Source organism: Devosia salina (assembly GCF_019504385.1).
GTDB classification, from domain to species: Bacteria; Pseudomonadota; Alphaproteobacteria; order Rhizobiales; family Devosiaceae; genus Devosia; species Devosia salina.
The window spans coordinates 3,749,979-3,774,635 of record NZ_CP080590.1; the positions used below are offsets into that span (position 1 = coordinate 3,749,979).

General features: G+C 61.8%; 23 protein-coding genes. 11 read left to right on the forward strand and 12 right to left on the reverse strand.

The window, feature by feature from the left end:
• Positions 1-89: 89 nt before the first annotated feature.
• The gene (locus K1X15_RS18395; RefSeq protein WP_220305022.1) at positions 90-632 is read right to left on the reverse strand and encodes a hypothetical protein; all 543 of its coding nucleotides are present in this window, start codon (positions 630-632) and stop codon (positions 90-92) included.
• 239 nt (positions 633-871) lie between these two features.
• On the opposite strand from K1X15_RS18395, the gene K1X15_RS18400 reads away from it, so the two are divergent.
• Positions 872-1,747 carry an EamA family transporter gene (locus K1X15_RS18400; protein ID WP_240549561.1) on the forward strand — a complete coding sequence of 292 codons (876 nt, stop codon included), beginning with the start codon at positions 872-874 and terminating at the stop codon, positions 1,745-1,747.
• 47 nt (positions 1,748-1,794) lie between these two features.
• Positions 1,795-2,193, forward strand: coding sequence for a YciI family protein (locus K1X15_RS18405; RefSeq protein ID WP_220305023.1), 399 nt, complete (start codon positions 1,795-1,797; stop codon positions 2,191-2,193).
• A gap of 306 nt (positions 2,194-2,499) precedes the next feature.
• Here K1X15_RS18405 and panC read toward each other — a convergent pair whose 3' ends face one another.
• The 6 genes from panC to K1X15_RS18435 form a co-directional block, all read right to left on the reverse strand.
• A complete protein-coding gene (gene panC, locus K1X15_RS18410) occupies positions 2,500-3,354 on the reverse strand; it encodes a pantoate--beta-alanine ligase (RefSeq protein ID WP_220305024.1) in 855 nt (284 codons plus the stop codon).
• Positions 3,351-4,562, reverse strand: coding sequence for a bifunctional phosphopantothenoylcysteine decarboxylase/phosphopantothenate--cysteine ligase CoaBC (gene coaBC / locus K1X15_RS18415; RefSeq protein WP_220305025.1), 1,212 nt, complete (start codon positions 4,560-4,562; stop codon positions 3,351-3,353). The genes panC and coaBC overlap by 4 nt, the downstream gene beginning before the upstream one ends.
• A 4-nt stretch (positions 4,563-4,566) precedes the next feature.
• Positions 4,567-5,385 (reverse strand): 3-methyl-2-oxobutanoate hydroxymethyltransferase, encoded by an 819-nt coding sequence (gene panB, locus K1X15_RS18420; RefSeq protein ID WP_220305026.1) that lies wholly within the window; start codon positions 5,383-5,385, stop codon positions 4,567-4,569.
• Between the two features lie 93 nt (positions 5,386-5,478).
• A complete protein-coding gene (locus K1X15_RS18425) occupies positions 5,479-6,015 on the reverse strand; it encodes a pseudouridine synthase (RefSeq protein WP_220305027.1) in 537 nt (178 codons plus the stop codon).
• 573 nt (positions 6,016-6,588) lie between these two features.
• Positions 6,589-8,412: an LPD7 domain-containing protein gene (locus tag K1X15_RS18430; RefSeq protein WP_220305028.1), complete on the reverse strand. Its 1,824-nt coding sequence runs from the start codon at positions 8,410-8,412 to the stop codon at positions 6,589-6,591.
• On the reverse strand, positions 8,409-8,780 hold the full coding sequence (locus K1X15_RS18435) for a hypothetical protein (RefSeq protein WP_220305029.1): 372 nt from the start codon (positions 8,778-8,780) through the stop codon (positions 8,409-8,411). Before K1X15_RS18435 ends, K1X15_RS18430 begins: the two co-directional genes overlap by 4 nt.
• A gap of 252 nt (positions 8,781-9,032) precedes the next feature.
• On the opposite strand from K1X15_RS18435, the gene K1X15_RS18440 reads away from it, so the two are divergent.
• From K1X15_RS18440 to K1X15_RS18455, 4 genes are all read left to right on the forward strand, one after another.
• Positions 9,033-9,590: a hypothetical protein gene (locus tag K1X15_RS18440; protein WP_220305030.1), complete on the forward strand. Its 558-nt coding sequence runs from the start codon at positions 9,033-9,035 to the stop codon at positions 9,588-9,590.
• Entirely contained in the window at positions 9,590-10,528 is a 939-nt protein-coding gene (locus tag K1X15_RS18445) for a DNA-primase RepB domain-containing protein (protein WP_220305031.1), read from the forward strand. Before K1X15_RS18440 ends, K1X15_RS18445 begins: the two co-directional genes overlap by 1 nt.
• Before the next feature lie 262 nt (positions 10,529-10,790).
• A complete protein-coding gene (locus K1X15_RS18450) occupies positions 10,791-11,549 on the forward strand; it encodes a DUF5131 family protein (protein ID WP_220305032.1) in 759 nt (252 codons plus the stop codon).
• A 42-nt stretch (positions 11,550-11,591) separates the two neighbouring features.
• A complete protein-coding gene (locus K1X15_RS18455) occupies positions 11,592-12,860 on the forward strand; it encodes a three-Cys-motif partner protein TcmP (protein WP_220305033.1) in 1,269 nt (422 codons plus the stop codon).
• A 19-nt stretch (positions 12,861-12,879) separates the two neighbouring features.
• Here K1X15_RS18455 and K1X15_RS21475 read toward each other — a convergent pair whose 3' ends face one another.
• Genes K1X15_RS21475 through K1X15_RS18470 form a run of 3 tightly spaced genes read right to left on the reverse strand, consistent with a single transcriptional unit; the run spans position 12,880 to position 15,724 of the window.
• Complete coding sequence (locus K1X15_RS21475) at positions 12,880-13,254, reverse strand: ubiquitination-like system serine protease family protein (protein ID WP_220305034.1); 375 nt, start codon at positions 13,252-13,254, stop codon at positions 12,880-12,882.
• A 2-nt stretch (positions 13,255-13,256) separates the two neighbouring features.
• Complete coding sequence (locus K1X15_RS18465; RefSeq protein WP_220305035.1) at positions 13,257-14,627, reverse strand: ThiF family adenylyltransferase; 1,371 nt, start codon at positions 14,625-14,627, stop codon at positions 13,257-13,259.
• A complete protein-coding gene (locus K1X15_RS18470; RefSeq protein ID WP_220305036.1) occupies positions 14,624-15,724 on the reverse strand; it encodes a multiubiquitin domain-containing protein in 1,101 nt (366 codons plus the stop codon). Before K1X15_RS18470 ends, K1X15_RS18465 begins: the two co-directional genes overlap by 4 nt.
• 149 nt (positions 15,725-15,873) lie before the next feature.
• Here K1X15_RS18470 and K1X15_RS18475 point away from each other — a divergent pair, with 149 nt between their 5' ends.
• The 4 genes from K1X15_RS18475 to K1X15_RS18490 all read left to right on the forward strand — a co-directional run bounded on the left by K1X15_RS18475 (position 15,874) and on the right by K1X15_RS18490 (position 18,870).
• On the forward strand, positions 15,874-16,458 hold the full coding sequence (locus K1X15_RS18475; protein ID WP_220305037.1) for an RNA polymerase subunit sigma-24: 585 nt from the start codon (positions 15,874-15,876) through the stop codon (positions 16,456-16,458).
• Complete coding sequence (locus K1X15_RS18480; RefSeq protein WP_220305038.1) at positions 16,455-16,877, forward strand: hypothetical protein; 423 nt, start codon at positions 16,455-16,457, stop codon at positions 16,875-16,877. Before K1X15_RS18475 ends, K1X15_RS18480 begins: the two co-directional genes overlap by 4 nt.
• Complete coding sequence (locus K1X15_RS18485) at positions 16,874-17,638, forward strand: ImmA/IrrE family metallo-endopeptidase (protein ID WP_220305039.1); 765 nt, start codon at positions 16,874-16,876, stop codon at positions 17,636-17,638. The genes K1X15_RS18480 and K1X15_RS18485 overlap by 4 nt, the downstream gene beginning before the upstream one ends.
• Before the next feature lie 212 nt (positions 17,639-17,850).
• Complete coding sequence (locus tag K1X15_RS18490; RefSeq protein ID WP_220305040.1) at positions 17,851-18,870, forward strand: hypothetical protein; 1,020 nt, start codon at positions 17,851-17,853, stop codon at positions 18,868-18,870.
• A gap of 36 nt (positions 18,871-18,906) precedes the next feature.
• Here K1X15_RS18490 and K1X15_RS18495 read toward each other — a convergent pair.
• Positions 18,907-20,060 (reverse strand): IS3 family transposase gene (locus tag K1X15_RS18495; RefSeq protein ID WP_220303547.1). Its coding sequence is split into 2 segments (ribosomal slippage): positions 18,907-19,785 and positions 19,788-20,060, totalling 1,152 coding nucleotides; the frame shifts between segments, so codons are not numbered across the junction.
• A 159-nt stretch (positions 20,061-20,219) separates the two neighbouring features.
• Here K1X15_RS18495 and K1X15_RS18500 point away from each other — a divergent pair.
• On the forward strand, positions 20,220-22,916 hold the full coding sequence (locus K1X15_RS18500; RefSeq protein WP_220305041.1) for a CHAT domain-containing protein: 2,697 nt from the start codon (positions 20,220-20,222) through the stop codon (positions 22,914-22,916).
• Between the two features lie 327 nt (positions 22,917-23,243).
• On the opposite strand, the gene K1X15_RS18505 is transcribed toward K1X15_RS18500, so the two are convergent.
• Positions 23,244-24,386, reverse strand: a complete 1,143-nt coding sequence (locus K1X15_RS18505) for a hypothetical protein (protein ID WP_220305042.1) — start codon at positions 24,384-24,386, stop codon at positions 23,244-23,246.
• Between the last annotated feature and the right edge of the window lie 271 nt (positions 24,387-24,657).

Consider the following 24,657-nt stretch of genomic DNA (forward strand, 5'->3'; position numbering starts at 1 on the left):
ACCCATTCCGAGCGGACCACTTTCCATTCTAGGGGAGGTAGCGCAGCCTTGCCGCAGGGGCCGGCGATGTTCGTCCATTCACTCGTCCGTCACACGCCGCTAGCAACAACCGGAAATCCAGCAACAAATGGTGGCAGACCGTTGGGGCAGGATCGAATGAGAAACGCAAGATTTTCGGCTACCTTTTGGTTGCTACTGTTGTCGCCATACCAACGACGCGCGCCCTCGATCATCGCATTGCTCATCATAACCAGGTCAAACATCGCGGCACTCTTGTCAGCGACAGCAATGGAGAATCCGTGGGTTGAGCCTCGGGATTCCGGGGTAGTGAAGATCACGTGTGTGCCGCCAAAATACGGGTGAGCACGCAAATCTGCACGATGGACCAACCCGCCCCTAAGTTGGTAGCAGCTGATGCCATCAAGTCCCAACTCCTCTGGCCTCGTGTAAGAGTCGACAAATTCAACGTACTGCTTTTGCTTGACGAACTGAGATTTGTCTAGAGTGAGCCCCGCGCATATTTCCGGCAAGGTTAAAGTTACTAGCAGTGCAGGGTAATACAATTTTGCATTGATGGCTTGACGAATATCAAACGTAATTACCTCCAATTGGAGGGGAAGCGGCGTCAACATAGACGTTCACCCCACCTGCTGCGAGTATGGCGACCACTTCCAAGAAATCGGCAACGGCGCATTGGGTCCATCCTAGTAGAAGAGGCAAGCAGCACCTTTATCATGGCAGATACTGGATCGAAAACTAGATCGACCACCTCTTTCAAGAACATTGGCACGCATATAGATTGCGGTGAAGTGGGGTAGGCCGCGCAAGAAAGCCTGTTACAGCCGCCAAAATCGTCCAGAAAGCCCATCCCGTGCGCTCCAGCACCCTCCTTCTCCCCGTCCTGCTCGTCACCCTCGGCATGGTCTTCACCCAGACCGGGGCGAGCTTTGCCAAGATGCTGTTTCCCCTGGTCGGCGCCGGCGGGGCCACGGCCCTGCGGCTGACCCTGGCGGCGTTGGTGCTGATCGCCGTCTTCCGCCCCTGGCGCCATCGCCTCGGCCCGGCACAATGGCGCGCCGTGCTGCTCTATGGCGGCGCCATGGGGGCGATGAACCTCTTTTTCTATGCCGCGCTCGAACACATTCCGCTCGGCATCGCCGTGGCGCTCGAATTCACCGGCCCGCTTGCCGTGGCCCTGTTCGGGGCGCGCAAGCCGCTGGATTTCTTCTGGATCGTGCTCGCCGTTTCCGGTTTCGCCCTGCTGCTGCCCTGGGCGCAGACCAGCGGCGACATCTCCCCGCTGGGGATCGCGCTGGCGCTCTGCGCCGGGGCCTGCTGGGCCGGCTATATCGTCTTCGGCCAGCGCGCCGGGACCGGCGGCGGCCCCCATATCGCCGCGCTGGGCGTCGGAACGGCGGCCATCATCGCCCTGCCCTTCGGCCTTGCCACGGCGGGCGCGAGCCTGTTCGACCCGGCCTTGCTGCCCCTCGGCCTCGCCGTCGCACTCTGTTCCAGCGCCATCCCCTATGCACTCGACATGGTCGCCCTGCCCCATATCCCGGCCCGTCTCTTCGGCATCCTGATGAGCGGGCAACCCGCGCTGGCCGCGCTGTCTGGCCTCGTCATATTGGGCGAAGTGCTGACCGCCGGGCAGGTTGTCGGCATGGCCGCCATCATCGCCGCCTCGATCGGCGCCACCCTCACCATTGCCCGCCGCGTGCCGCCGCCGGAGGTCTTGGAATCCTGACCTGACAGGAGCATAGTCCCTGCCGCTGCCAGCAAGAGGTCGGAAAAATGCTCTATGCCATCCTGTGCTACAACGAGGAAAACGCCGTCGCATCCTGGACCCAGGAAGAGGACGATGCCTGCATGGCGCGGCTGATGCATGTGCAGTCGGGCATGGCCGGTCGCGGCAAGCTGGGCCCGGTGGTGCGCCTCTGGAACACCGATGAGGCCAAGACGCTGCGGAAAACCAATGGCGCGCCGGTTGTCTTCGACGGCCCCTTTGCCGAAACCAAGGAACAGTTTCTGGGCTTCTACGTCGCCGACTGCGCCGACATGGACGAGGCCCTCGCCTTCGCCAGGGATCTGGCGGAAGCCAATCCCGGCCTCGGCTGCTACGAAATCCGCCCCCTGCGCTTTTTCGGCGACAACAAGCTGGCCGGCGCGCCCCAGATCATGGCGGCCGAGTAGGCCTTTCCGGAAACGAGCGTCATGTTCATCGTCTCCCTCCCCATAGTGGGCTTCGCAGCGGCCCGAAGGGCATATCGCTCCGGTGGAGCGATATGAGCGGAGAAGGCCAGGAGAGCTATGCTCGACTGGCAGGGGCCGGCGCTGCCGCCGGTGTTCATCGCCTCCCTCCTCCCCTTGTGGGAGAAGGTGCCCGAAGGGCGGATGAGGGGTTCGAACTGGCCGTAGGCAAATTCGCGCCAATGGAGCGAATTTAGGTGAGAAGGCCAGGAGAGCTATACTCGACTGGCAGGGGCATCGCTCGGCCCCCTACCCCTCCGGCCCAATCACCAGATTATCGATCAGCCGCGTGGCCCCCAGATGCGCGGCCACCGCACAGAGCGCCCCGCGCGCGCCCACCGTGGTGATGGCCCCCAGGCTCTCGGGGTCCCGCACGTCCCAATACTGCACCTTGATCCGGTCCGACTGCGCCAGCATCGATCTCCCGATCTCGGCCAGCCTTTCCGCATCATGTTCGCCCGCCGCATGGGCCGCGGCCACCGCCTGCAGGCTCTTGTGGATCAGCGGCGCGGCCGCCCGGTCTTCTGCCGAGAGATAGACATTGCGTGAACTCAGCGCCAATCCATCGGCCTCGCGCACGATCGGCCCGCGCGCGATCTCCACCGGCACGTCGAGATCGCGCACCATGCGCTCGATCACCGCGCATTGCTGCGCATCCTTCTGCCCGAACACGGCCACATGTGGCTGCACCAGGTTGAACAGCTTCAGCACCACCGTGGTGACGCCGCGGAAGTGCCCCGGCCGCATGGCCCCGCATAGGGGGCCGGAAACCAGTGTCTCCTCCACCAGCGTCGAGGCACCGGTCGGATACATGTCCTCCACCGTTGGCAGGAACAGCGCATCGACCCCCGCCCGTTCGAGCTTTTCGATATCGGCTTCGATGGGGCGCGGATAGCGCGACAGATCCTCGTTCGGCCCGAACTGCAGCGGATTGACGAAAATCGAGGCGATGACCACGTCGGCCGTCTCCCGCGCCTGGGCCATCAGGCTCATATGGCCCTCATGCAGCGCCCCCATGGTGGGCACGAAGCCAATGCGTGTCCCCTCGGTCACCTTGGCGCGCCACGCCCTGAGGCTGGCCTTGTCGCGCAGAATGAGTGTCATGCGATGAGATCCCAGATCTGCCGGGCAATCTCGCTCTTGGGTCCCAGCGCCAGTTCGTGGCGCGCGCCCTTGGCCGAGAGCAGCACGCCGGCATTGGTGCCCACGGCAAAGCCGGTCTGGCCGGCCGCGCCCAGCCTGGCGACCTCATTGGCAAAGAGGAAATCGAGCCCCTTGGCCTTGAGCTTGCCCGCGCCATGCGCTTCGACATCATCGGTCTCGGCGGCAAAGCCGAGGAACCACTGGCCGTTTGCCGCCTGCCTCAGGCTGCCCAGCACATCGGTGGACGGGACAAGATCGAGCGCGATGGCGTCCGAGGCGCGCTTGAGCTTGCTCGCCGAGGGCGCCGCCACCGCATAGTCCATCACCGCCGCCGTCGCCACGACGCCGGTGGCTTGCGGCAATCTTTCGAGCGCGGCCGCGGCCATCTCCTCGGCGGTCCGCACCTCAACCAGGTGAAGCCGCTCCTCGGTTCCGCGTGGCGGCTTGGGCCGCACCACGCCCTTGTCGACACCCAGCACATAGTCGACCACCGCGCCGCGTTTGAGCGCTTCCTCGGCCATGGCCGCGCCCATGCGCCCGGTCGAATGATTGGTGATATAGCGCACCGCATCGATCGCCGTCGTGGTCGGCCCGGCGGTGATCAGAATGCGTTCATCTTGAAGGTCCTGGACCCCTCCGGGCCGCAGCGCCGTTTCGATGGCAGCGACGATCGTCGCCACCGGCGCCAGCTTGCCCACGCCCACCTCGCCACAGGCCAGAAGCCCCGACGCCGGCTCAATCACCGTCGCGCCGCGCTCGACCAGCGTCGCAAGATGTTGTTGCACAACGGGTTTTTCCCACATCACCGTATTCATCGCCGGCGCAATCAGCAGCGGCGCTTCGGTGGCCAGCGCCACCGTCGAGGGCAGGTCATCGGCCAGCCCTAAAGCGAGGCGCGCCAGCATGTTAGCACTCGCCGGCGCAAACACCATCACCTCCGCCCACCGCGCGAAATCGATATGCTCGGTACCGGAGACATCCGGTCCGAACTGCTCCACCCGCGCCTTGCGGCCGCTCAGCGTTTCGAGCACCAGCGGCGACACGAACTCCTTGGCGCTGCTGGTTAAAATGCACTGCACCTGATGCCCGGCCTTGCCCAGTTCGCTGACCAGATCGGCTGCCTTGTAGGCCGAGATCGACCCGGAAACGGCAATGAGAATATTGGCCATGGCGTCAGTCAGCCCGCCGCGGCAGCGGAATAGGCCCGCGTAAAGCCTTGGTTTCACTGACATACTCGCCCACCGCCGCCTTGATGATCGCGGCGACATCGGCGCGCGGCCGGGCAAAACTCGGCGGGGGCGCGGTATTGAGGCCGATGAGGTCATTGATCACCAGCACCTGTCCCGCGCAATCCTTGCCCGAGCCGATGCCGATGGTGGGAATGGTCAGCATATGGGTGATTTCGCTCGCCAGCGCCGGGGTGACGCATTCGAGCACGATGGCAAAGGCGCCGGCCGCCTCGAGCGCACGGGCCTCCTGGCGCAGCCGTTCCGCCGAAGCTTCGTCCTTGCCATGCATGTAGTAGCCGCCCATCTGGTGCACATGCTGCGGCGTGAGGCCAATATGGGCGACCACGGCAATGCCATGGGCCACCAGCCGCTGGACCGTCGGCACCATGGCGAGCCCGCCCTCGATCTTGACGGCCTCGACCCCGGTTTCCTTGATCACCCGGACGGCATTGCGGAGCGCCGTATCGGGATCGGTCACCGAGCCGAACGGCATGTCGCAGACCAGAAGTGCGCGCTGCGATCCTCGCTTGACCGCAGCGGCATGGCGGATCATGTCATCGAGCGTCACCGGCAGCGTCGTCTCGTGACCGAGCACGACATTGCCTAGGCTGTCACCGACGAGGATCATGTCGACCCCCGCTGCCTCGACCAGCGCGGCCATGGTAGCGTCATAGGCAGTGAGCATGGCGATGGCCTCGCCGCGTCGTCGCATGGCGGCGATATCGCGCGTGGTCAGGCGCCTGAGTGGGGTCTGGGTCGACAAATTCAGTCCTCCAACCCGGCCAGGTCCAGAATGGACCGGCTGTTGGCGGGGAAATAGGGCAAACTGAACCCCTGCGCCAGCCCTTCATTGGTGCTATGCGCCTGGCGCTCGGCGGCGCTGCGGCCCCATGCTGGCACGCACTTCGCGCCACTCGCCCGGCGCCAGCCCCTCCAGCGTCCAGTCCGCAATCCGCCAGCGCACCAGTCGCAAGGTCGGATGCCCCACCGCCGCCGTCATCCGCCGCACCTGCCGATTGCGGCCTTCGGTGATGGCCAGTTCGATCCAGCTGTCCGGCACGCTCTTGCGAAACCGCACCGGCGGATCACGCTCCCAGAGCGCGGGCGCCTCGATCCGGCGGGCCTTGGCCGGCCGCGTCGGTCCATCCTTGAGGTCGACGCCCTTGCGCAATTGGCTCAGCGCGACCTCGGAAGGCTCGCCCTCCACCTGTACCAGATAGACCTTTTCCTTGTTGAAGCGCGGCGAGGAAATCTGCGCCTGCAACTGCCCGTCATCGGTCAGCAGCAGCAGCCCTTCGCTGTCCTTGTCGAGCCGCCCCGCCGGATAGACCCCCGGCACCTTGACGAAATCGGCCAGCGTCTCCCCCGGGCCGCCGCCAGTGAATTGCGACAACACCCCGAAAAGGCTTGTTGAAGAGGATGAGGCGCGTCATCGCAATCAGCCTGCCATTGGACGAAAGACACGCGCCGGCATGGCGGCCGCGACGCTCAAAGTCAATGTCACGAGGAAAGGAAGTGGCGGAGAGAGAGGGACACTCCGCCACAAGGAGCTGAAACCCCCGGAAATCCGGGATTTTCTGACCTGAAAACACGCGATCAGGGTTCAGGGATACGTTCGGGAGTACATTAGGCAGTACAGCCCGCCGCAACAAGCCGGCACGCAAGGGTTTTCCACGTGCCTGCGCGGGGTACCATGGATTACCTCTGGGTGAAACAGGGGTTGAACATGGCCAGGCTGCTGTTGGGGTTGGCGCCCCAATGGCGGCCGCCTTTTGGCGAAGACGACTGCCGTACCTGACCGTCGACGTCATTGCCGACACCGGGAACCTTAGCCCGGCCGATGTTTCCATCGGATGAATCGGCTGACGATTTCCGGGGTCGGCACGCCGGATTTTTGCCTTGAGATCAGTCCGCCGCCGCGGCGTTTCGGCGGGGCGCCGCCCCCGCCGCCCGCTGTGTCCAGCGCCTACCCACCTCGGAACGGGGAGCCTGGGGAACTGGGCCCGGCGGCCAGTTCCTGTGCCTGGTCTTGTGTCATGTGGCGGTAGCGGATGATATCCTTGGCCAGCGCTTCTTGGCGATCAGGGTCGATCACGCGACCGACAAGGTCGGTCTCGTCTTCGGCAATCTGTCCAAGAACACCCATAAGCCTCTCGAGCGCCTGCTGGCGGGTCTCCGTGGTACAGCGCGCCAAAGCGGCCCGAGCTTGCAACCATGCGTCGACCAAGGCTTCCTGGTGAATGTGAAGGCGCTCATCGGCAACGATGTTCTGTAGGTCGGCATCCATGACGACCAGCCCGGCCCTGGTTGCTTCCTGGGCCATTTTCGCTCGCCATTCCGGCTTGCCATTGACGGTAATGGTTTTCCAGCCCCTTTCCTTTGCATGTGAGATCATGAACGGGATTACGTCGGCATTGCTTGATTGCGCGGTCCACGTCCGATCCGGCGCCAGGGTCAAGATCGCGCCGGATTTGAGAGTCACCCGACGTCGCTCGGCATCGAGTTGCTCGACCCACTTGAGGTGCGGACCGTATTGCGCAGGCAGTCCTGCAAGCTCGGCCCGATAGCGATCCCGCCAATTCGGAACGCCGATGCCCGCCAGATCCCATGCGGCCTTCTCGCCTGCGATCCGCAGCCGCAGTGCCTCATGTTGTCGGCGCTTCCTGACCTCTTTGACAATCTCGTCTTCGATCTGCAGACGGATTTCGCGGGCGCGGCCCGCGGCGGCGCTGTGGAGAGCATCGTCCAGCTCCACCAGTGCGGCCTCCTGCTCAAAGGTGAGCTCAGGGGTGTGGTCGACGGCGCCAGTCGCTGGGACCTCCCCATCCGTCATGGTCTCTGGCTGCCTGGGCGCGGACACTGGCACACGGTCCAGATGAGTGATGGAAAAGACCCCGGCCACAAAGCCCGCTAAGGGAAGCAACTCGCGCGCAGAAGGCAAGACCATGCCCCTGAGCCGGGCAGTCAGATCTGCCTTGCGAATGGCCTGCCCGCTCTGGCGCTCGCCGCCTTTGTTGATGGCGCGCAACAGCGGGTGAGTCACGCCGGCTGGCGAAACAACGACCGGGCATTTCTCACCCTGGGCAAGGCGCAGACCAGAGTCAGCCAGGGCGGCGCTGAATGCCGGTCCGGTATCCGAGCGTCGCCAAGCCGCAGCGCAGCGGCGCCAGACTTCGTCGACGGAAAGGTCCTGCAGCCGCTCTGCCGTAGCCCGCTCCACCGAAGTGGGGGAGGCGGCTGCGGTCGTCTTGTCGAGCCCGGCCCGTACCATGGCGTCTGCAATCTCGGGCCGACCCTCTTCGCGGAGCCTGGAAATGACGGACTTGTTGAAAACGCCCGACGTAAAGCGCTCACCCGCCAGGAACTCGGAAATTCGGCTGACCTTCTCTTGACGGGCAGCGGAATGACTGGTCGAGGCGACCCTGCCATCAGAATCGATGCGGAGGTGGACGCGATGCACATGCATGGACGTCCTTCCTCCCTCACCATACTTCAGATGATACACTTCGACGCAAGGAAAGCCGACGAGGCCGAACTCGGCCTCATATTCCTCACGATGTCTCTCCCAATCTGCGTCCGAATAGGTCATCGAGGGGCTGGCCCAGGAGTGGATGATGGGCTTGCCGGTGCGAGAGCCGAGGGCCATCAACCGCAGCTCAGCAATGGCATCGGCGATGGTGTTTGCCGACAGCCCGCGGGTGCGAAAGGTGACGCGCTCGTTGTCATCAACCCTTGCGAGGTGGATCGCCAGGGCCGGATGCCCGTCATGGAGGACCAGGCCACCGATCACGTCACACGCTCCAGCAACGTGCGAACCTGCGCCTGGAGGTCCTGCAGGTCGCGATGATGGGCGGCAAGGATTGCGCGAACGCTAGCCGATGGCCCAATGGCGGGTGTCTTGAGCATCGTCAGTTTCATAAGTCCAGCGACATGACCCATGCTGCGGGTCAGACCAGCAAGGAGGACGCGATCACTTTCGGAAAGGCCACCGGACTCATTCGGCGGAGATGCCGGATCGCGCATGCGGCGCCGCAGATATTCGGCCCGGGTTGCGCCTTCGCGATCCGCCAGGCCCGTCAGCCGGTCATGCTCGGCCATGGTCAGGCGCACCAGCACCGAATGCGATTTCCGTCGAGTTTCGCTGCCGCGACCTGCCATCTCCGTCTCCGCTGACGGCGGGGTTCCACAGGGGCATTGCCCCTTGGCCGGCTGGTTTTGATATCGAGCCCGCAGGGCGCGGATATCAGAACCATCGCTGGCTCGCTCGCTCGCTCGTGCACCGTCACCCCATCCAAATATTCGGGATCCTGGCAAGACAGACTATGGAATCTGCACAAGCGGTGACGATTTCATGGTCTCGCTTGCGTGAGTGCGTGATTGTTTTCGGGAGGCCCAAACCCGGAGACCTCAATGAACAACGAATTTCCCTACGATGACGAGCCGAACTTTGACGCGACGCATGCAGCGCCGCCGCCGGATTACTGCACTGAGGATGAGCCCACCATTGTTCCCCCGCCCCCACAGCCGGTGAACGGAAAGCCGACGCCGGTGCCACGCGCCCGCCGCCAGCTGAAGGATGAAGCGGAACTCCTCAAGCAGGCGCTGAAGGTGCTTAAGGAGCGCGAACTGGGTGAAAATGCTCATCTCAATCACCGCGCCATCGACGCGCTGGTCTGCGCGATGCTGGATCTTCAGCTGCCACTTGATGCCGACAATCCCCATGTCGCTCGCCGTCGCGAACAGGCGAGGCACGGACAGCTGAATGCCTATGTAGCATTGGCCATGGATGAGCTCGAAGATGCTCTGGCAACGCTGGAAGCGGCGCTCGCGGCCCTCAAGGCCATTTCCCTGCTCGACGAGCCTATTCCCGCCGAATGGGGTAACCTTGGTCCCATACCGCTCGCCCGCAAACTCAACGGCCTCGGTCACGTCCTGCTTCGCGGCCGCATCGCGGGGGTGAACATCTGATGGTGCACCCTGCAACACAACGTGTGGTCAAGGCCACGATCGTCGCACTCAATGCATCACTGGACATCGGCATGGTCTTCCCGCCCAAACCCGGCGCGGATCGTAGCGTCGGCATATGGACCAATCGCGATCTCCATGCCGACGAAATTCTCGCGATGGTGCCCCGCCTCGCATCGGCCAACACGCGGGGCGGCAATATCTTCATGCGCGTTGGCCCCTTCTCGCGAGACGCGCACCCTGGCATGGTCATGCTCGATGATCTCACCATCGATGCCGTCGAGCAGCTGTCGCGCGATGGCTTTGAACCCTGTCTGGTCATCGAGACGAGTCCTGCAAATTTCCAGGCTTGGGTCAAACTCATCGCCAATGGCGCGGTCGACTATGGCCTCCTGACCCAGGTCGTGCGCCGCCTGGCCAATGACTACGGCGGTGACGAACGCGCAGTCAGCCCGCGCCAGCCCGGTCGCCTGCCGGGTTTTACCAACAGGAAGGCTAAGCATCGGTTGGAGGACGGCAAGTTTCCCTTTGTGAAGCTGACCGAGGCCCGCCCCGGGTGCGTGGCCAGCAAGGGGGTCGAACTGATTCACCAGGTTTCAAGGTTCGACACAGCCGGGGCGGCGGCAGGCGCCGCGCCCAAACCGCCGCGTTCCGCGGCGGTCAGGTCCACCGAGCCGACACTGGAGGTCACGAACAAGTTGCAGGCCATCCATTTGGCACAGAAGAACCGCATCCTGCGCGAGGTGGCTGACGGGCGAAGGTCGCCGAATGCGGCATCCGCTTCCGAAGTTGATTTTGCGGTGGCGAAGATGGCCTTGGCTGCTGGTATCGATAAGGATGACATTGCCCATTGGCTCAGGTGCACCCGGGCTCAGAAGGATGAAACTTATCCGGAGAGGACGATTCATGCCGCGTCCTCTTGGCCTTTCAACCTGAAATAGCCGGGAAGCCACATTGGCCTTTGATCATCGGGCGGTTCGGAGTCCCGAAACGCCATACTGTGCTGGCTCGACGTCTCGAACCATGGTCCATGAAGTCGCGGAGGAGGCTGGTATTGGACCGAATTAAAGCAGACGGACCGCTTTTGGTTCTCAAGTCTCAAATAGCGGACTGTCCAAATTGACGCGCAGTGCTCGCATCGAAGCCTCATTGGCATGGTTTGTTTACGCCTAGTGACCATGATGGCGAGAGGAGATAGCTAGAGTGGCCGAAACCTCAATCGAATGGACCGACGCGACTTGGAACCCTGTCGCCGGTTGCACCATCGCTACCGCCGGATGCACCAACTGCTATGCCATGCGAATGGCGGCGCGCCTCGAAGCCATGGGCGTCGACAAATATGTTGGGACCACCCGCAAGAGTGGTGGGCGAGCAAAATGGACAGGTAAGATTGTCCTGGACCCGCAGGCGCTGGCTATGCCCACGACGTGGAAGAAGCCGCGCAAGGTCTTCGTCAACTCCATGTCCGACCTCTTCCATCCGGATGTGCCGGCAGATTTCATCGCCCAGGTATGGACCACGATGGCAGCCACGCCGCACCACACCTATCAGATATTGACCAAGCGACCGGAGCGGATGGCGGAGATCCTTTCGACTGCCGAATTCGCCGTACTGCCCAACGTCTGGCTGGGAACCAGCGTCGAGGACGGTCGGGTTGTCCATCGGCTCGATAGCCTCCGCCAAGTACCCGCTGCCGTCAGGTTCGTATCATTCGAGCCACTGATCGGATCTGTCGCGGGCGCGGAATTGCTCGACATCCATTGGGCGATTATCGGCGGCGAGTCCGGGCCCGATGCACGCCCAATGGACCCGACCTGGGTCGATGAAATCCACGACGCCTGCCGTAGAACGGGTACCGCGTTCTTCTTTAAACAGTGGGGCGGCAAGAACAAGAAGGTCACCGGCAGGACCTATCGAGACCAAACTTGGGATGAACTACCGACAGTCAGTCCCGCTTGCTAAGCGCGACATTTCGTGGAGTCATGCGCCATCGGGGGGCAGCGCATGACAAGAGACGGCTTTCGATGGGTAGTTGGTCAATCAGCGCCGAAGATCGAGAGCCACAGCAATGCCAAGCTCGAACTGCTTGCAGCCTATCTAGATCGGTACTTTGTGACCGTCTCTTCTCAGCCCCAGATCGACAACATCGCCATTACATTGGTCGACGGGTTTTCCGGGGGCGGCAGGTATCAGCTTTTCGGGGAAGAACGTCCCGGCTCACCCTTGGTGCTCCTGGAGGCGGTTAAACGAGCCGAACGCCGGCTCAACGAAAGCAGGCGAAAGCCCCTGATCCTCGATGCGAAGTTCTACTTCATCGACGCCAATAAGGATGCAGTGGGTTATCTGCGTCAGACCCTCACCGACAAGGGCTATGGCGACGACATTAACTCTGGCCGCATCGTCATTCTCCGCGGCGAGTTCGAGGCTTTATGGGCGGAGGTTCTAAATGGAATTCGTTCCCGCCAACGCGCTGGTCGGTCACTATTCGTCTTGGACCAGAAGGGGTGGAATCAAGTCCAGTTCGCCACCATCCGGACCATTCTGTCAGATTTGCCCAAGGCAGAAGTGTTGCTGACCTTCGCGGTCGACTGGTTGCTGTCCTACCTCAATGAGGGGCCGGCGTTCGCGAGCGCCATGGCGAAAATAGGTATTCAGGGGCAGCAGCTTGCCGAGTATGTCGAAGCCCGCGGCGAAGCAGGCTATCAGTACGTCATTCCTCGGCTACTCGCGAGGGACATCCAACAAATGACCGGCGCGCCGTTTTTCACGCCGTTCTTTCTGAGGTCGCAGCAAGCCGATCGCAACTTATGGCTCGTCCACCTATCGAAAATCGTCACCGCGAGAAATGTGATGGTTGAGAGCCACTGGACCGTGGGAAACACGTCGCTTCACCGCGGCGCCGCAGGTCTCAACATGCTTGGCTTTGACCCGCACTGGGCGGACGGCGTCGCCTTCGACTTCGGTTTCGACGTCCAGGCCCAAGCCGACATCGAAACGGCGATGATCGACCAGTTGCCGTACCGGATCGAAGCCCTTGAACGGCAAGGCGTTCCGACCGTGGGTCACCTCATCGAGGGAATCGCAAACGACACCGCCGCTACCCGAGACCAGATGGAGGCCAGCATCATGCTGCTCTGTCGGGAACGTCAGATCGATTTGGTGAGCGCTGCAGGTTCGCAGCGGAGGCCGGGCGCCAAACCAGCGCCCGCCAATTTCATAAGGCTATCGCGGCAATTGCTCATACCCGGTATCGCAATGCCGCCGAGAGGCTGAAGATTTGCGATCTCGGTTTTCAAGTCCAAGTTACTCTTCCGCCCCTGAGCCAGAAGTGAGCTCTGCAGCCGTCCCTGAGGAACACCGATGGCGACAGCGACGGCAGTCCCGCCGGGTCCAACGAAAGCGACCATCGCGGCTTGGCTTCGGGGATCAGCAGGAGCTCGATTGTTCTGCCGCAGCCGCACGGGCACTTCATCCCGACGCACCAGTCTTCGTTCCCGTCGCGAGCCAGGACGAGCGCGCCAACCGGAACCACAGGTGGCAGGCTGTCGCCATCCACGACCTGCAGCCGAAAAGGCGGCCGCCAGCGCTCGAACAGACCGCGGATACGCTTTTGCCAACGGGCATACTCGGCCCGTATCCACTTGGCCGCTATATCGATAAGGATCATTGCTATGCCCCCAGGGCCGGGAGCCCAAGCAGCGGCTCGCGATCGCCAGTTGCCAACTCCACGTCGTCACCGCGCTTGAACTTGCCCTCGGCCGTATGGTCCTCCTCGGCCGCGGCGAGGCTGAAGAAGGTCCGCGCATAGCCACTATTGTGTTCGTGGCGGAAGGGATAAAGCCGGGCAAGGAGTTCGTTCACTGCCGCCGCGGATGTCCGCATATTGAGCGAGATTACCGAGGGAGCCTCTTCCACCATGCCCTTGATGTATCCTTCCTTCACCTTCTCACGATGGACGTCGGGAGCATTCAGCTTGAGATATTCCGCTTCCAGCGCCTCCGGCGTGTAGACGCCGCGGTCCGCAAGGGTAGAGCCACCTGGATAGACATAGTCGACGCGTCCGCACACGTCCGCGATGACCGTCTTGGCAGACGCCTGACGGGTCGGAATAACGACGCCCAAATCAATGATGGGCATCAAGAAGGCCGAGCCCATAAGGTCGGCAATGTATCGCGCCTCAAGGGTATCGACGCAACACAAGATGAAATCGCAGTCGGCGCCCGCCAGGACGGCTTCGCGATCAAGGATTGACCGCTCGACAGGAACGAATACTCCCTGCCCACGGTGGCTCTCTGCAGCCCGAAGCATGACCTGAACCTTGGGGACTTCAGTCTTCGCGTCGGCGATGGTGGTGTTGAGGATGCGGTTGAGGTTCTTGAATTCGGTGAAGTCATATTCCACGCCGACGACCCGGCCGAACCCGAGACGGAGCAGCTGCTCAATCGTCGGCGAGCCAGTACCCGAGGCGCCGATGACCAGCACGGAAAGCCGACTGTTCTGCGCGGTCATCTCCGAAGTGAAGGCAACTGGCGCCCGCTGGTTCTCGTCTCGGTCGGCCCAGTAGGTAAGGATGTCATCGCCAGGGACGATGACCAAGTCGAGGTCGGTGGCGATGCCGTCGCGGTACATGCGAGCCCGGATTGCGCCCGACGGCATCATGATGGCCGAACCGTGATCTGCCTCATAGGCGGCATGAAGGGCACGAACCGTGACCGCGTCGCTCTCGTTGTCGACATGCGAGAAGGCAAAAAAGCCACCAGGGTGCGAATGAACGAGGACAACGGATAGTCCCTCGTCCTCGCCGCGATCGATGGCGTCTTCGAGGTAGCGCCCGGGCCAGGAGATGTAGTCGGGGGTGCGCGTGGCACAGTCGCCGTGGGGCACCGGGATGAGGCGCTGCGCAAGAAGGCGCTTCCGCACGCCGGGAGACCGGGAGCAAAGCAGGATGGCGGCGGCTTCGCAGCCGTCGCCAGGAAACAGGTGAGCTTTGAGGCCGGCGTGGACGCCGGCGGGGATCACAAGAGCTGAGGGCTGGGTCACTGATTGACCTCACGGCTCAGCGCACCATCGACGAGCGTCAGGTGGGTGCGAACGTTGTCGATCTTGGGGTTCCAGGGCGAGGCCTGGCCGCGGTGGCGCGACCAGCGCTGATAAGTGACGCCACCAATGGTGATCAGCGTCTCGGTCGCGCCGATCCGGTTGCCGTTCGCGAGCAGCAGCACGGGCGCCACATAGAACATGTCGATCTGTGCACCCGGATAGGTATTGGGAATCTCGAGCGCCATGGCGACGGCCGTCGACGAGAAACCCGGCGGCAACCGGTAGTCGTCGATGATCAGCCAACGGCGGCCCTGGTCCAGCACCGTGCGCCAACGCCAGCCGGACTGCGCGAGGAACGCCTCATCGACGCCGAGGAGGCGGAAGCCGTTACCGGCCTCCCCGTTGTTGACGTCCCTGGGCGTCAGGCGCAGTTTCTCGATGCCGTGAGTGCGCAGGTCGACATCGAAGTCGAGTCCGACTTCCTGCTTCGGCTGGCCGGCGACCTTGAGGAAGATGTGCCAGGGCTGGGCGGGGTCAAAGCCTGCCTTGTTCATGGCATCGCGAACCTTGATGGTTGGCAGGTCGGACTGGATGACGGTGTCCTGGACCTTGATCTTCCACGTCTCGTGGACTGTGTAGAAGCGCTCCACGCCCGCCACGGCAAGGTCAACCAGGTCGCGGTTGCCGATCACCGTGTCGGGCTCATTCTCGACGGACAGCATCAGCTGGAGATCGTTCGCGATGCCAGCGAGCTTGCGCACCGTCTTGCCGGTGACGTACTGCGCCGGCCAGTCGTACTGTTCGCCGTCGACCTTGAGCCGGAAAGCGCGGTCTGCGCTCGTTACGACGAAGCGGTCGTTGACGTCATCGATCGGCGCGACTTCCGATGCGAGGATCGGCACAAGCTCGCCGTCGTCGAGGAAGCGCAGGACGAACGGGTCGTTGTCGGGCAGGACCTCGGCGGCCGCCGCGATCTGGGCGCCGGTCGGCGTTGGATCGACGATACTGACGGCCTTGAAATTCAGGTCGAGACCCGCGATCTGGATAGTGATGGTGCTGTTGGCGGGGCGATTGCCCGCGGCGTTCTGGCTAGTCATTTTCGCTTGCCTTTCGGGCAGTGTTGCTACTGACGAGATGTGCGCGGCTGCAGCGGCCATTCGGACATGCGATTTTTTTCGTTGGGGATGTCCGAGGAAGGTTTCCTGGATCGCACTGTTGTCCAGGGAGGGGGAAAGGACGTGCACCCATGCTGCAGGATGCAGCCGAAGAGTCGGACGCGTTAAGCGTCGACGAATTCATGTCAGTGCTTCACGGGCTGACGGACGCACAATGGGTCCGGCTTCACGAGATTGGCCGCTTCCACAGCAAGGTTTGTGGCTCCCTGGAAGACGACCTGATCAACGAAGCAATTTTCCGGGTCACGGAGGGCAAGCGAAAATGCCCCCGAGGCGTGGATCCTGTTGCCTTTCTCGCAGAAGCGATGCGCAGCGTCTCCTCCGGCATCCGCCAGAAGGCACGACGTCTGCTGCCCATCGATCACAAGACGACTGGCAAGGACGGAAAGAGCGTGCCCTTTGAACCGCCTGACGCGTCACCGACCGCCGAGCAGGCGCTCGGCGAGGCGGAGGCGACCAAGGTTGTTGAGGCAGCGATCCTGGATTTGTTCAGTGATGACACGGTGGCCCGCGACTTCGCTGATGGCGTGATGGCGGGCCTCGAAGGTGAAGAGCTGCGAGCATACACTGGGCTGAATGGCACCGCCTTCAATTCGATGCGCAGGAAGTTCCGGCGTAGAGTAGACGCAGCATACCCGAACGGGTGGATGTTATGAGTAGCACCAACAGCGAGAGTGACCCAATCGGCCGGCTGGTCGATATGCTCGTCGAAGACATTTTGCAGACCTCGGACGAGGACCTGCTAAAAGAGGTGAAGGAACGGGGAGATGACCCAAAGGCCATCGCCGGCCGCATGCGTGCACTGTTCGGCAAGGCCGAGCTTGCTCAGGGTCGTCGGCGGTTGATGGCCGCCCGAGAAGCCGTTAACGCGGACGCCCAACGACGTGCAGGACAAAGTGCAAAAGATCCGGCGGCCGCCCGCCGGCAACTGGACACGATCATGCAACGCTTCCCAAGCGCCACGGCCAAGCTGACGATGGCTGCACGCAAGGGCAACGGCATGTCCGATAGCGATGTGCTGTCCTTGCTTGCCGATCTCGAGGAGCTTGGGATCACGGACGAGGGAAGCGAGTGAACCAGTTGGCCCCTGCCGAGCGGCTGCTGATTGGTCTGGGTGTGCAGGACCCGGTCGATATCGATCTGGACGCGATTGCCTGGACGGTGGGGGTGAAGGTCAAATACGCCCCGCTCGACAACTGCGAGGCCCGCATCGTTGGCACCGCAGATCGTGCGATCGTGACGATCAGGGAAGACGCTACGCCGGGCCGGCGCCGGTTTTCGCTCGGGCACGAACTTGGCCATTGGCACCATGACCGTGGAAAGTGCCTGGTCTGCGGGAGCGACGAGATCGGCAATCCGCTGGCGAACAACTCGGAGCGGGCGGCTGATCGTTATGCGGCTGACCTGCTGATGCCCCGGTTCCTGTTTGATCCTGCAGTGCGAGCCGCTGGAAAAGTCAACTTCGCCATGTTCCGAAACGTGGCCAAGACCTTCAACACCAGCGTTACTGCGGCTGCAATCCGGGTAGTCGAGGGCAAACGCGTTCCAGCAATGCTCGTTTGTCACGGAGCTGGAGGGCGCAAGTGGTTCGTACGTTCCCAAATGATCGACGACCGATGGTTTCCGCAGGAACAGCTTAGCGCCGACAGTCCCGCCTTCGATGTCCAGTTCGGCGGTAAGCCCGAAATCAACTTGCCAATGAAGATTGGGGCCGATGCCTGGTTCGATCGGCACGATGCGAGCTGGTATGAAGTTCGCGAACAGTCGATCCGAGTGCCGGGCAATGAGACGCTGACTTTGCTTCTATTTGACGATGATCGTATGCATGCTCGCTAGGGTGTTTTTGTCGAGACAGCCTGAGATACCTCTATCAGCTCATACATCACTGCCATCCGGCGAAGTTGCGCAATTGTCGAAGGAGTGTCGCTTGGCCTCTGTGGATTTCTGGCCGTAGGACCGACTAAAATCGCGGCAAAGCTACTCTCGCTGTTAATTTCATTCGGCGAGGGCTAGCGTCTGCGATCGAATGGACTCGAAGAATTCGTCAGATGGCCGACGCAACTGCCTCCCCCCTTACCGACCCCGATCCCATCGAAGAAGCCTTGAGGGGCTACTACTCCGCCAACGGCTTCTCCCTGGTTGGCATCGATCTGTTCTGCCTCGGCACCATCCGCGCTTCCAAAGCACTGGCGCTCATGCTGACGATGGTCGGCGGCGCAACGCACCCGGAAAGCGGCCGCTCGCCATTCTCGCGCGTCTTCATCGCCTATCCCAAGACCGCGATGACGGGCGACGCGGCGGCTAAACTCCTTGCAAGTATCGCTGTCCAAGTCGAAAGCAACAACACCAAGCTGCCGGTTGGCGTGGAGCCGACGCAATGGGTCAGCTTTGAGCCAGTGGACCTACGCGCTGAGGTGCTGGTGGAGCTCGCTGATGGCCTGCCGGAGAACTCAGCACTCATCATCCTGCGCGCCGCGGACTTCCGCGTGGAAGACCTTGCGGCGGTCGACCTTGCATCCGCTGCCGTGCCCGAAGACGTATGGGCTCCGCAGGTGCACAACCTAGCTCGCATGCTCCTCGACGTTAGCAAGCGCCGCTCGCTGCCGATCATATTGGAAGCAGGCCGGGACCTGCCGAGCAATGAGACCCTGAGGAAGTTGCTTCAGTCCCTCGATGGCGTCGGACTGATGGGCATTGAGGCCCAGCCCGCAGACGCCTATATCGCCAGGAACATCGCACGCTGGGATGGACTTCTCGCCGAGGGGCGCATTGGCGAGGTTCTCGACGAGATCGAAGGTGCGACCGAATGGCCGTTGCGTGCGCGTGAAGTCTATCGGCTTCAGGTGCTGTACCGTGCGGGGCTATACGGCCAAACGATTGAGGCGATCGAGAACGTAACTTACCTTGCGGAGCTCGATGCTCCGTTGAAGCTTCGCTTGGCTCGCATAGCATCCGACTGTGGCGCGCTTGTTCTCGCCGGCCGTCTCCTGAACCTCGCATTGCCAGGACTCGCAACGGTGGAAGAACTCCTGACGGCTGCTTTGGTAGCGGACGAAATAGACGACTGAGCTACTCCCCAATCGTTGGACAGCTTTTGGCGTAAATTAAGCTACTCGTTGCACCTGCTGGTCGGGTTGGTTTTGGTCAATGCGCTGCCAATAGATCACGGCAGGCGGTTTTCCGCCAAGGGCGGAATGAGGGCGTCGGTTATTATAGAAGTCCACCCATTCGCGGACGCCGGCGCGGGCCTGTGACCCGGTCTCCCAGGCGTGCAGGTAGACGCATTCGTATTTGAGGGTTCTCCAGAGCCGCTCGACAAAGATGTTGTCGAGGAACCGGCCCTTGCCATCCATGGAGATGCGCACCCCCATTCGTCGCAACCGATCGGTCCAGGCAAAGGACGTGAACTGGCTCCCCTGATCGGTGTTCATGATCTCGGGCGGACCGAACTTGTGGACCGCCTCGTTCAACGCCTCGATGCAGAAGTCTGCCTCCAGCGTGTTCGAGATGCGCCATGCCAAGACCTTGCGGGTGTGCCAGTCCATGATGGCCACCAGGTAGAGAAAGCCCCGGCGCATCGGTAAATACGTGATATCCGCAGCCCAGGCCTGGTTCGGGCGCTCCACCCTCAACCCCTTCAGAAGATAGGGCCAGATCTTGTGCCCCTTGGCTGGTCTCGAGGTATTGGGCTTCTGATAAATCGGCATCAGGCCCATGAGCCGCATCAGCCGACGCACGCGCTTCTCGTTTATCACGTGACCTTCATTGCGCAGGTGCCAGGTCATCTGCCGGACTCCGAAGAAGGGCGTTTCCAGGAATTGCCCATCGATCCTGCGCATCAGGGCAAGGTTGATCTCGGTCTCGCCTTTCGGCGTGTAGTAGAACGAAGAGCGCGCGATCGACAGCAGCGTGCACTGTTTGCCAATTGAGAGCACGGGGTGATCAGGTTCTATCATCCCTCGCCTCACTTCCCGCCCCAAGGCTTGAGCTTTCTGGACAAAAAATCGTTGGCGACGGCCAGCTCTCCGATCTTGGCATGCAGATCCTTGACCTGTTCATCGTCAATCTCAGGCCTTTTGCGCCCGCCGCGCTCGAACACACCCGATGCCCCTTCGAGCAACGCCCGTTTCCATTGGTGGATCATCGTGGGGTGAATTCCGAACCGGCTCGCCAATTCCGATACCGTCTCTTCGCCCTTCAATGCTTCCAGGGCGACCTTCGCCTTGAACTCGGGCGAATGCTGCTTGCGTTTCGACATCTCTGATCTCCATCGTCGAAGACCAGCAGACAACAATTCCTAGCTTACGTCAGCGTCCCATTTTCGGGGAGTAGCTCAGACCGCCGATCGGCAGATCTGGCCGAAGCACGACTCGCAGATATCTATCCTGGCCACGGCGCCCTGATTAATCGGCGTCTGATGCGACTGCGAACTGAGGGTCATTTCCAGGAACTCGCTCAGGACATCGCCGGTGTCGATCCTGATGGCGCGAGGTTCTACCAAGCATTAGCGGATGCGCTGTCCGAGACGACATCATATCTCGATGCCGTGGCCAAGGTCGAGGAAGAGCACGGTGCTCGCGCAGGCGACATTCGCTTTCTCTTGGCACGACGCGCCATGGTGTCTGCCGCCTTTCGAGACGCTGCCGATCTGATAATGGGAGCTGCCGAGAAGGAGGAACGGCACATCGGCCTGCTCATCGAAGCGATGGAGGCCCTGATCTTACGGCAGCAGGAAGAGGCCGACAGAGACTTGATCTTGAATGGCCTGCAGCTAGCAGTCACCTTCCTTTCGGCTCACCCGGATCAAGCGGGCCTTCGTGTCCGTCTGGAAAGCCTCTTCTCATTCGAGAAGACGGGGCACACGGGCAAGACATACCTGGCCTTCGTCACGCTTTCCTTGCTGTCGCGTCCGCTGGACCTCTCAACGGACGGTCCCTTGGACACCGGTTTTGACGAGTCGTTCTCTGTTCAAGAAATTCGGCCGGCGGTCGACTGGCTGGAGGAGCGAGGGACGGTGCTCATCGGGCAGACCACGATTCCACGGGAATTGATCTCTGGTGACCCTGACCGCCTCGCGATCAACCTGATGCATGTCATCGATCGCGTCGCCGCAGAAGCCAGTGATGATGATGACGTCAAGACACTCAACCTTCTGCTCAGCGTCGTCAGCTCCATCAATGCCCATACCCAGCGCCAAAACTACGACCTTTCCGCGATGAGGTTCGCGGCTGCAGGATACATCTCTGCGGGACGCTCGCAACAGGCGAGGGATTTGGCCGAACAGGCGCTTCGCGTTTCGAGGGGGGGCGGGCAGCGGCGACGTCAAGGCTGGTTCGCTTTTGCAGACATCTATCTGCGTATCGGTAGCCATATAGAAAGCCTCGTCGGTTTCGCTTGCGCGGCCGCAGGCGAAACCAATGTCGACGGTGAGGCGGCGTGGTCAGAAATGAATGGCGTTGCGCGCATCTTCCGCGAACTCGGCTTGTTCGATCCGGCACGGCAGGCGCATCAGGGGGCAGCCGCCGTACTGCGGCGTCTAGGACTGGAAGAAGCGAATTCCCACCGGACTCGTTTGATCGGCCTCTCGATCGACTTCACCGAACTGGCCAGCGACCCCAATCCTTCTCCCGCTGCCGTGACGGCTCTCTTGTACCGCGCAGTCGAGTGCGCACGCGAGGCCACAGAGGACCATCCCGATCCCGCCCTCGTCCAGTTGGCGCAGATCATCTCCTTGGCAAATGCAAACGGCATATCCGTGGGCGAGACGGCCATTGAGGCACTCAACGCATTGCTTCCTCTAGCTTCGCGGCGCGGTTCGATCTTGGCGCGTGGCTTCGGGTCGAGCCGAGCTGACGGTGACGCCTTGTTCACGCTCTACGCGATGCAGGAATCCGCTCGTTACGCGGAGGACGCGGGCTTCGACGCGCGCAATGTCGCGTTCTTGGCAAAGCGAATGCTGTGGAACGAAGGCGATGAACTCGACGCCACCATTGCCACATTCCTGACCGAGCTTCTTGCTGATCGCGGGATGCCGCTGCCCGGCTGGGAGACGACATCTCGACCGGTCCCGTCGCTTACCGATTCTGGTCGGCCCGCAGCCATCGCTGCTGCCGTGTCTGCGGAGTGCGCCGTTGTTGCGCTGGGGCTCGACAGCAACGGCCGTTTGGCGCGGACGACCTGGGTGAATGGCGAGGGTTCATACGTGCGTGAGCCAGCGGACGTGTTCTCGTCCGCTGCTTTCGAGACCTGGAAGGAAACGCTTCCCTTTGGATATGGCGTCGATGACGGCGCGACCGCCAATTTCTTCTATACGACGACTGAGCATCTTAGAGTCACTAGTCTGCCTGACGGACCAGTTGTCGTCGTCGCGGACAGCGATCTCCAGATATTTCCTGCCAACCTTCTGAGAGTCGGGGACACCTTTGCCGGCCAAGTCCGACCCATTTCGGCTGTGCCTTCCCTATCCTGGCTCAACGCGTCGAGGGAGAATCCGGCTGGCAGCAATGGCCTACTGAAGGCCTGGATCTCGTCAAGAACCGAGGGTGGTTTTACGCTCGCGATGGTTTCGGAACGACTGGCCGAAACGTTCGCCAAGCACGGAGTCGATCTCGACGAGTCCGATCAACTTCCTGAGGATTTCACCGGGGCCGAACTTGCCATCGTCACCGCCCACGGCAGCCTCGGCGATAGTTCACAGTTTCAGCGGTTGCGCGATGAGGGCGACTTGGTCGTTTCCGCAAACGACCTTGCTTCCAAGCTTCGCAACGTGCGCGTCGCGGTACTCTTCGTCTGCAGTGCAGGACGGGCAGACAAGGTCCCGGGGGCGGCATCGACCTTCGGGCTCGCCAAGAAGGTGCTAGAGAAGGGATCCAGCGCTGTCATCGCGTCGCCCTGGCCCCTCGACTCCCGGGTCACATACCATTGGCTTCCAACGTTCCTTGACGCTTGGACCAATGGCCAGAGGTTGGACGAGGCCGTGTTCGCAGCTAACCAGGCGGTGAGCAACGGACTCGGCTACGCGCCCGAGACCACACTTGCTCTGTCGCTCTATGGCGATCCAGCGTTGATCTTCGCGGGAGCCGTGCCGGCATCCGGTTCGTCAATACCACAGTGACGCGCAGCAGCTGCGGTCGGGAGTAGCGAACTGTCGGTGACTCAACTTGCAGCGCAAAGCATCCAGTCCGCTTCCCACGCCGAAATGGTCACCGGTCGGCAAAGCACCCATGTCCATTTATGGAATCCCCGAACGCTCGTCTAGAGACCGGAATGGCCGCGTTGCAGATATTCAGGGTGCCGAGGAAGATTGAGCGAAAAATGATGAAGGTGCTGGACGATAAGCCTGAGTGTGATGCCTTTTCAGACGCTGGGTCGATTCAATGCTTTGCCGTAGCAAACGCATCGGTGGGGTGTGGAGGATAGTATGCTGTTCGCGTGCACGTCTTTAGAAGTCCATGTCCATGCTGCGATCCATCACGGCTTGAAGGTGATTGACGAGCGCATCCATCCGGTCAGTTGACGCCATGGCGCGCGCGTACTCCCCATTGGCCGCCATGGTCAGGATTAGGGGAAGGTCATTCTCGATATAGATCCGAGCCGGGCCACGGTCGCCTGACCAGAGGTGCTCGACGAAGCCGGCCATCAGTTCTATCGCTTCCCCGTCTACGTAGCCTAGCACATGACCAAACCGGAAACGGCCGTTGTGATTGTGGGGCATCATCATGGGCACCGCCCCTGCCGGGCTGTGGAAGTCGAAGGCTTGCCCATCCTTGCCGAAAGCGCCGTGGGCTACGACGTTGCGAAGCTGGCTGCGAATGAGCTTAAGGCCATCGTAATAACGCTTGGTCTCGGGTTCGTTGGTGTCCAGCGCAGCCTTGAACTTCGTGTCCCAATCGGCCCCTGCGAGCTTGGTCACCTCCTCGCCGGTCAAAGTCGTGCCACGAAGAATCGAAAGCAGGATGAGCACGTGCTCCGTCCAGCTAAAAAAGCTCTCTATCGTGGCGAGGGCCAGCCACCTTTCCTCCCGCAGCAGGCCGAAAACCGGTCGGCGATAGCTGAAGCCCGAGCCGTGCTCCACACGAACTTTTTCGTCCCTGCGAACTTCTGCTTCGGCCTTCTTGGCCGCGTACAGTTCGCCGAAGTAGCGGTAGCGCTCGAGCAGGGCGTTCGAGTGATTGTGTACGTTGAGCTTTGATAGCCCCGCCGCCTCTTGGGCCAGCATGTCGAAATACGGCTCCGCCGCCTTTACAGCCTTCCCCAGCCGTCGAGCGACGTCGGCTACCGCGGCAGCATCCTCCTCCGTGTCTGGAGCGAACACGCCCAGGCCGAACTTGCGGTGCTCGATAACCAAGATGCGGCCCTGATGCTCGATCGGCACCGACCATGCGACCTTGTCGAAGCGGCCGTCGTTGCGAAAGCCCATCAGCTCGACCAACAGGAAGTAGACGAGATAATAGGGCGGAAGAGCGTTCCCAGAGACAGTGCGCTTCGTCGACACGTGAAACTGCGTGGTGACACTGTCCGCAGGCGCCGACCTCATCGGACCGAGGACGCGACCCACCTTCGCCTGGATGGCCGAAATGTCCACTCCGTCTACCTCCGTACATGACCCAGCCAATTCAAAGAGGGTCGCAGGTCATGGTCGATGCCTGGTGCTTCTGTCGATGCTTCTATTCGATCGGCATGACTGCTCTCCATCCCAAGTTATTCCTTCGTCGGGCTCGTTAGTAGCGGCAGCTTTTAGGAATACGGAGTGAGAGCCGGAATGACCGCAATGGGCGGATCGCGGCTAGCGCGAGAACACCATCACTCGCTTGCCCGCTGTCCCGATAGCAGCCCCGCAATACCGCAAGCTAGCA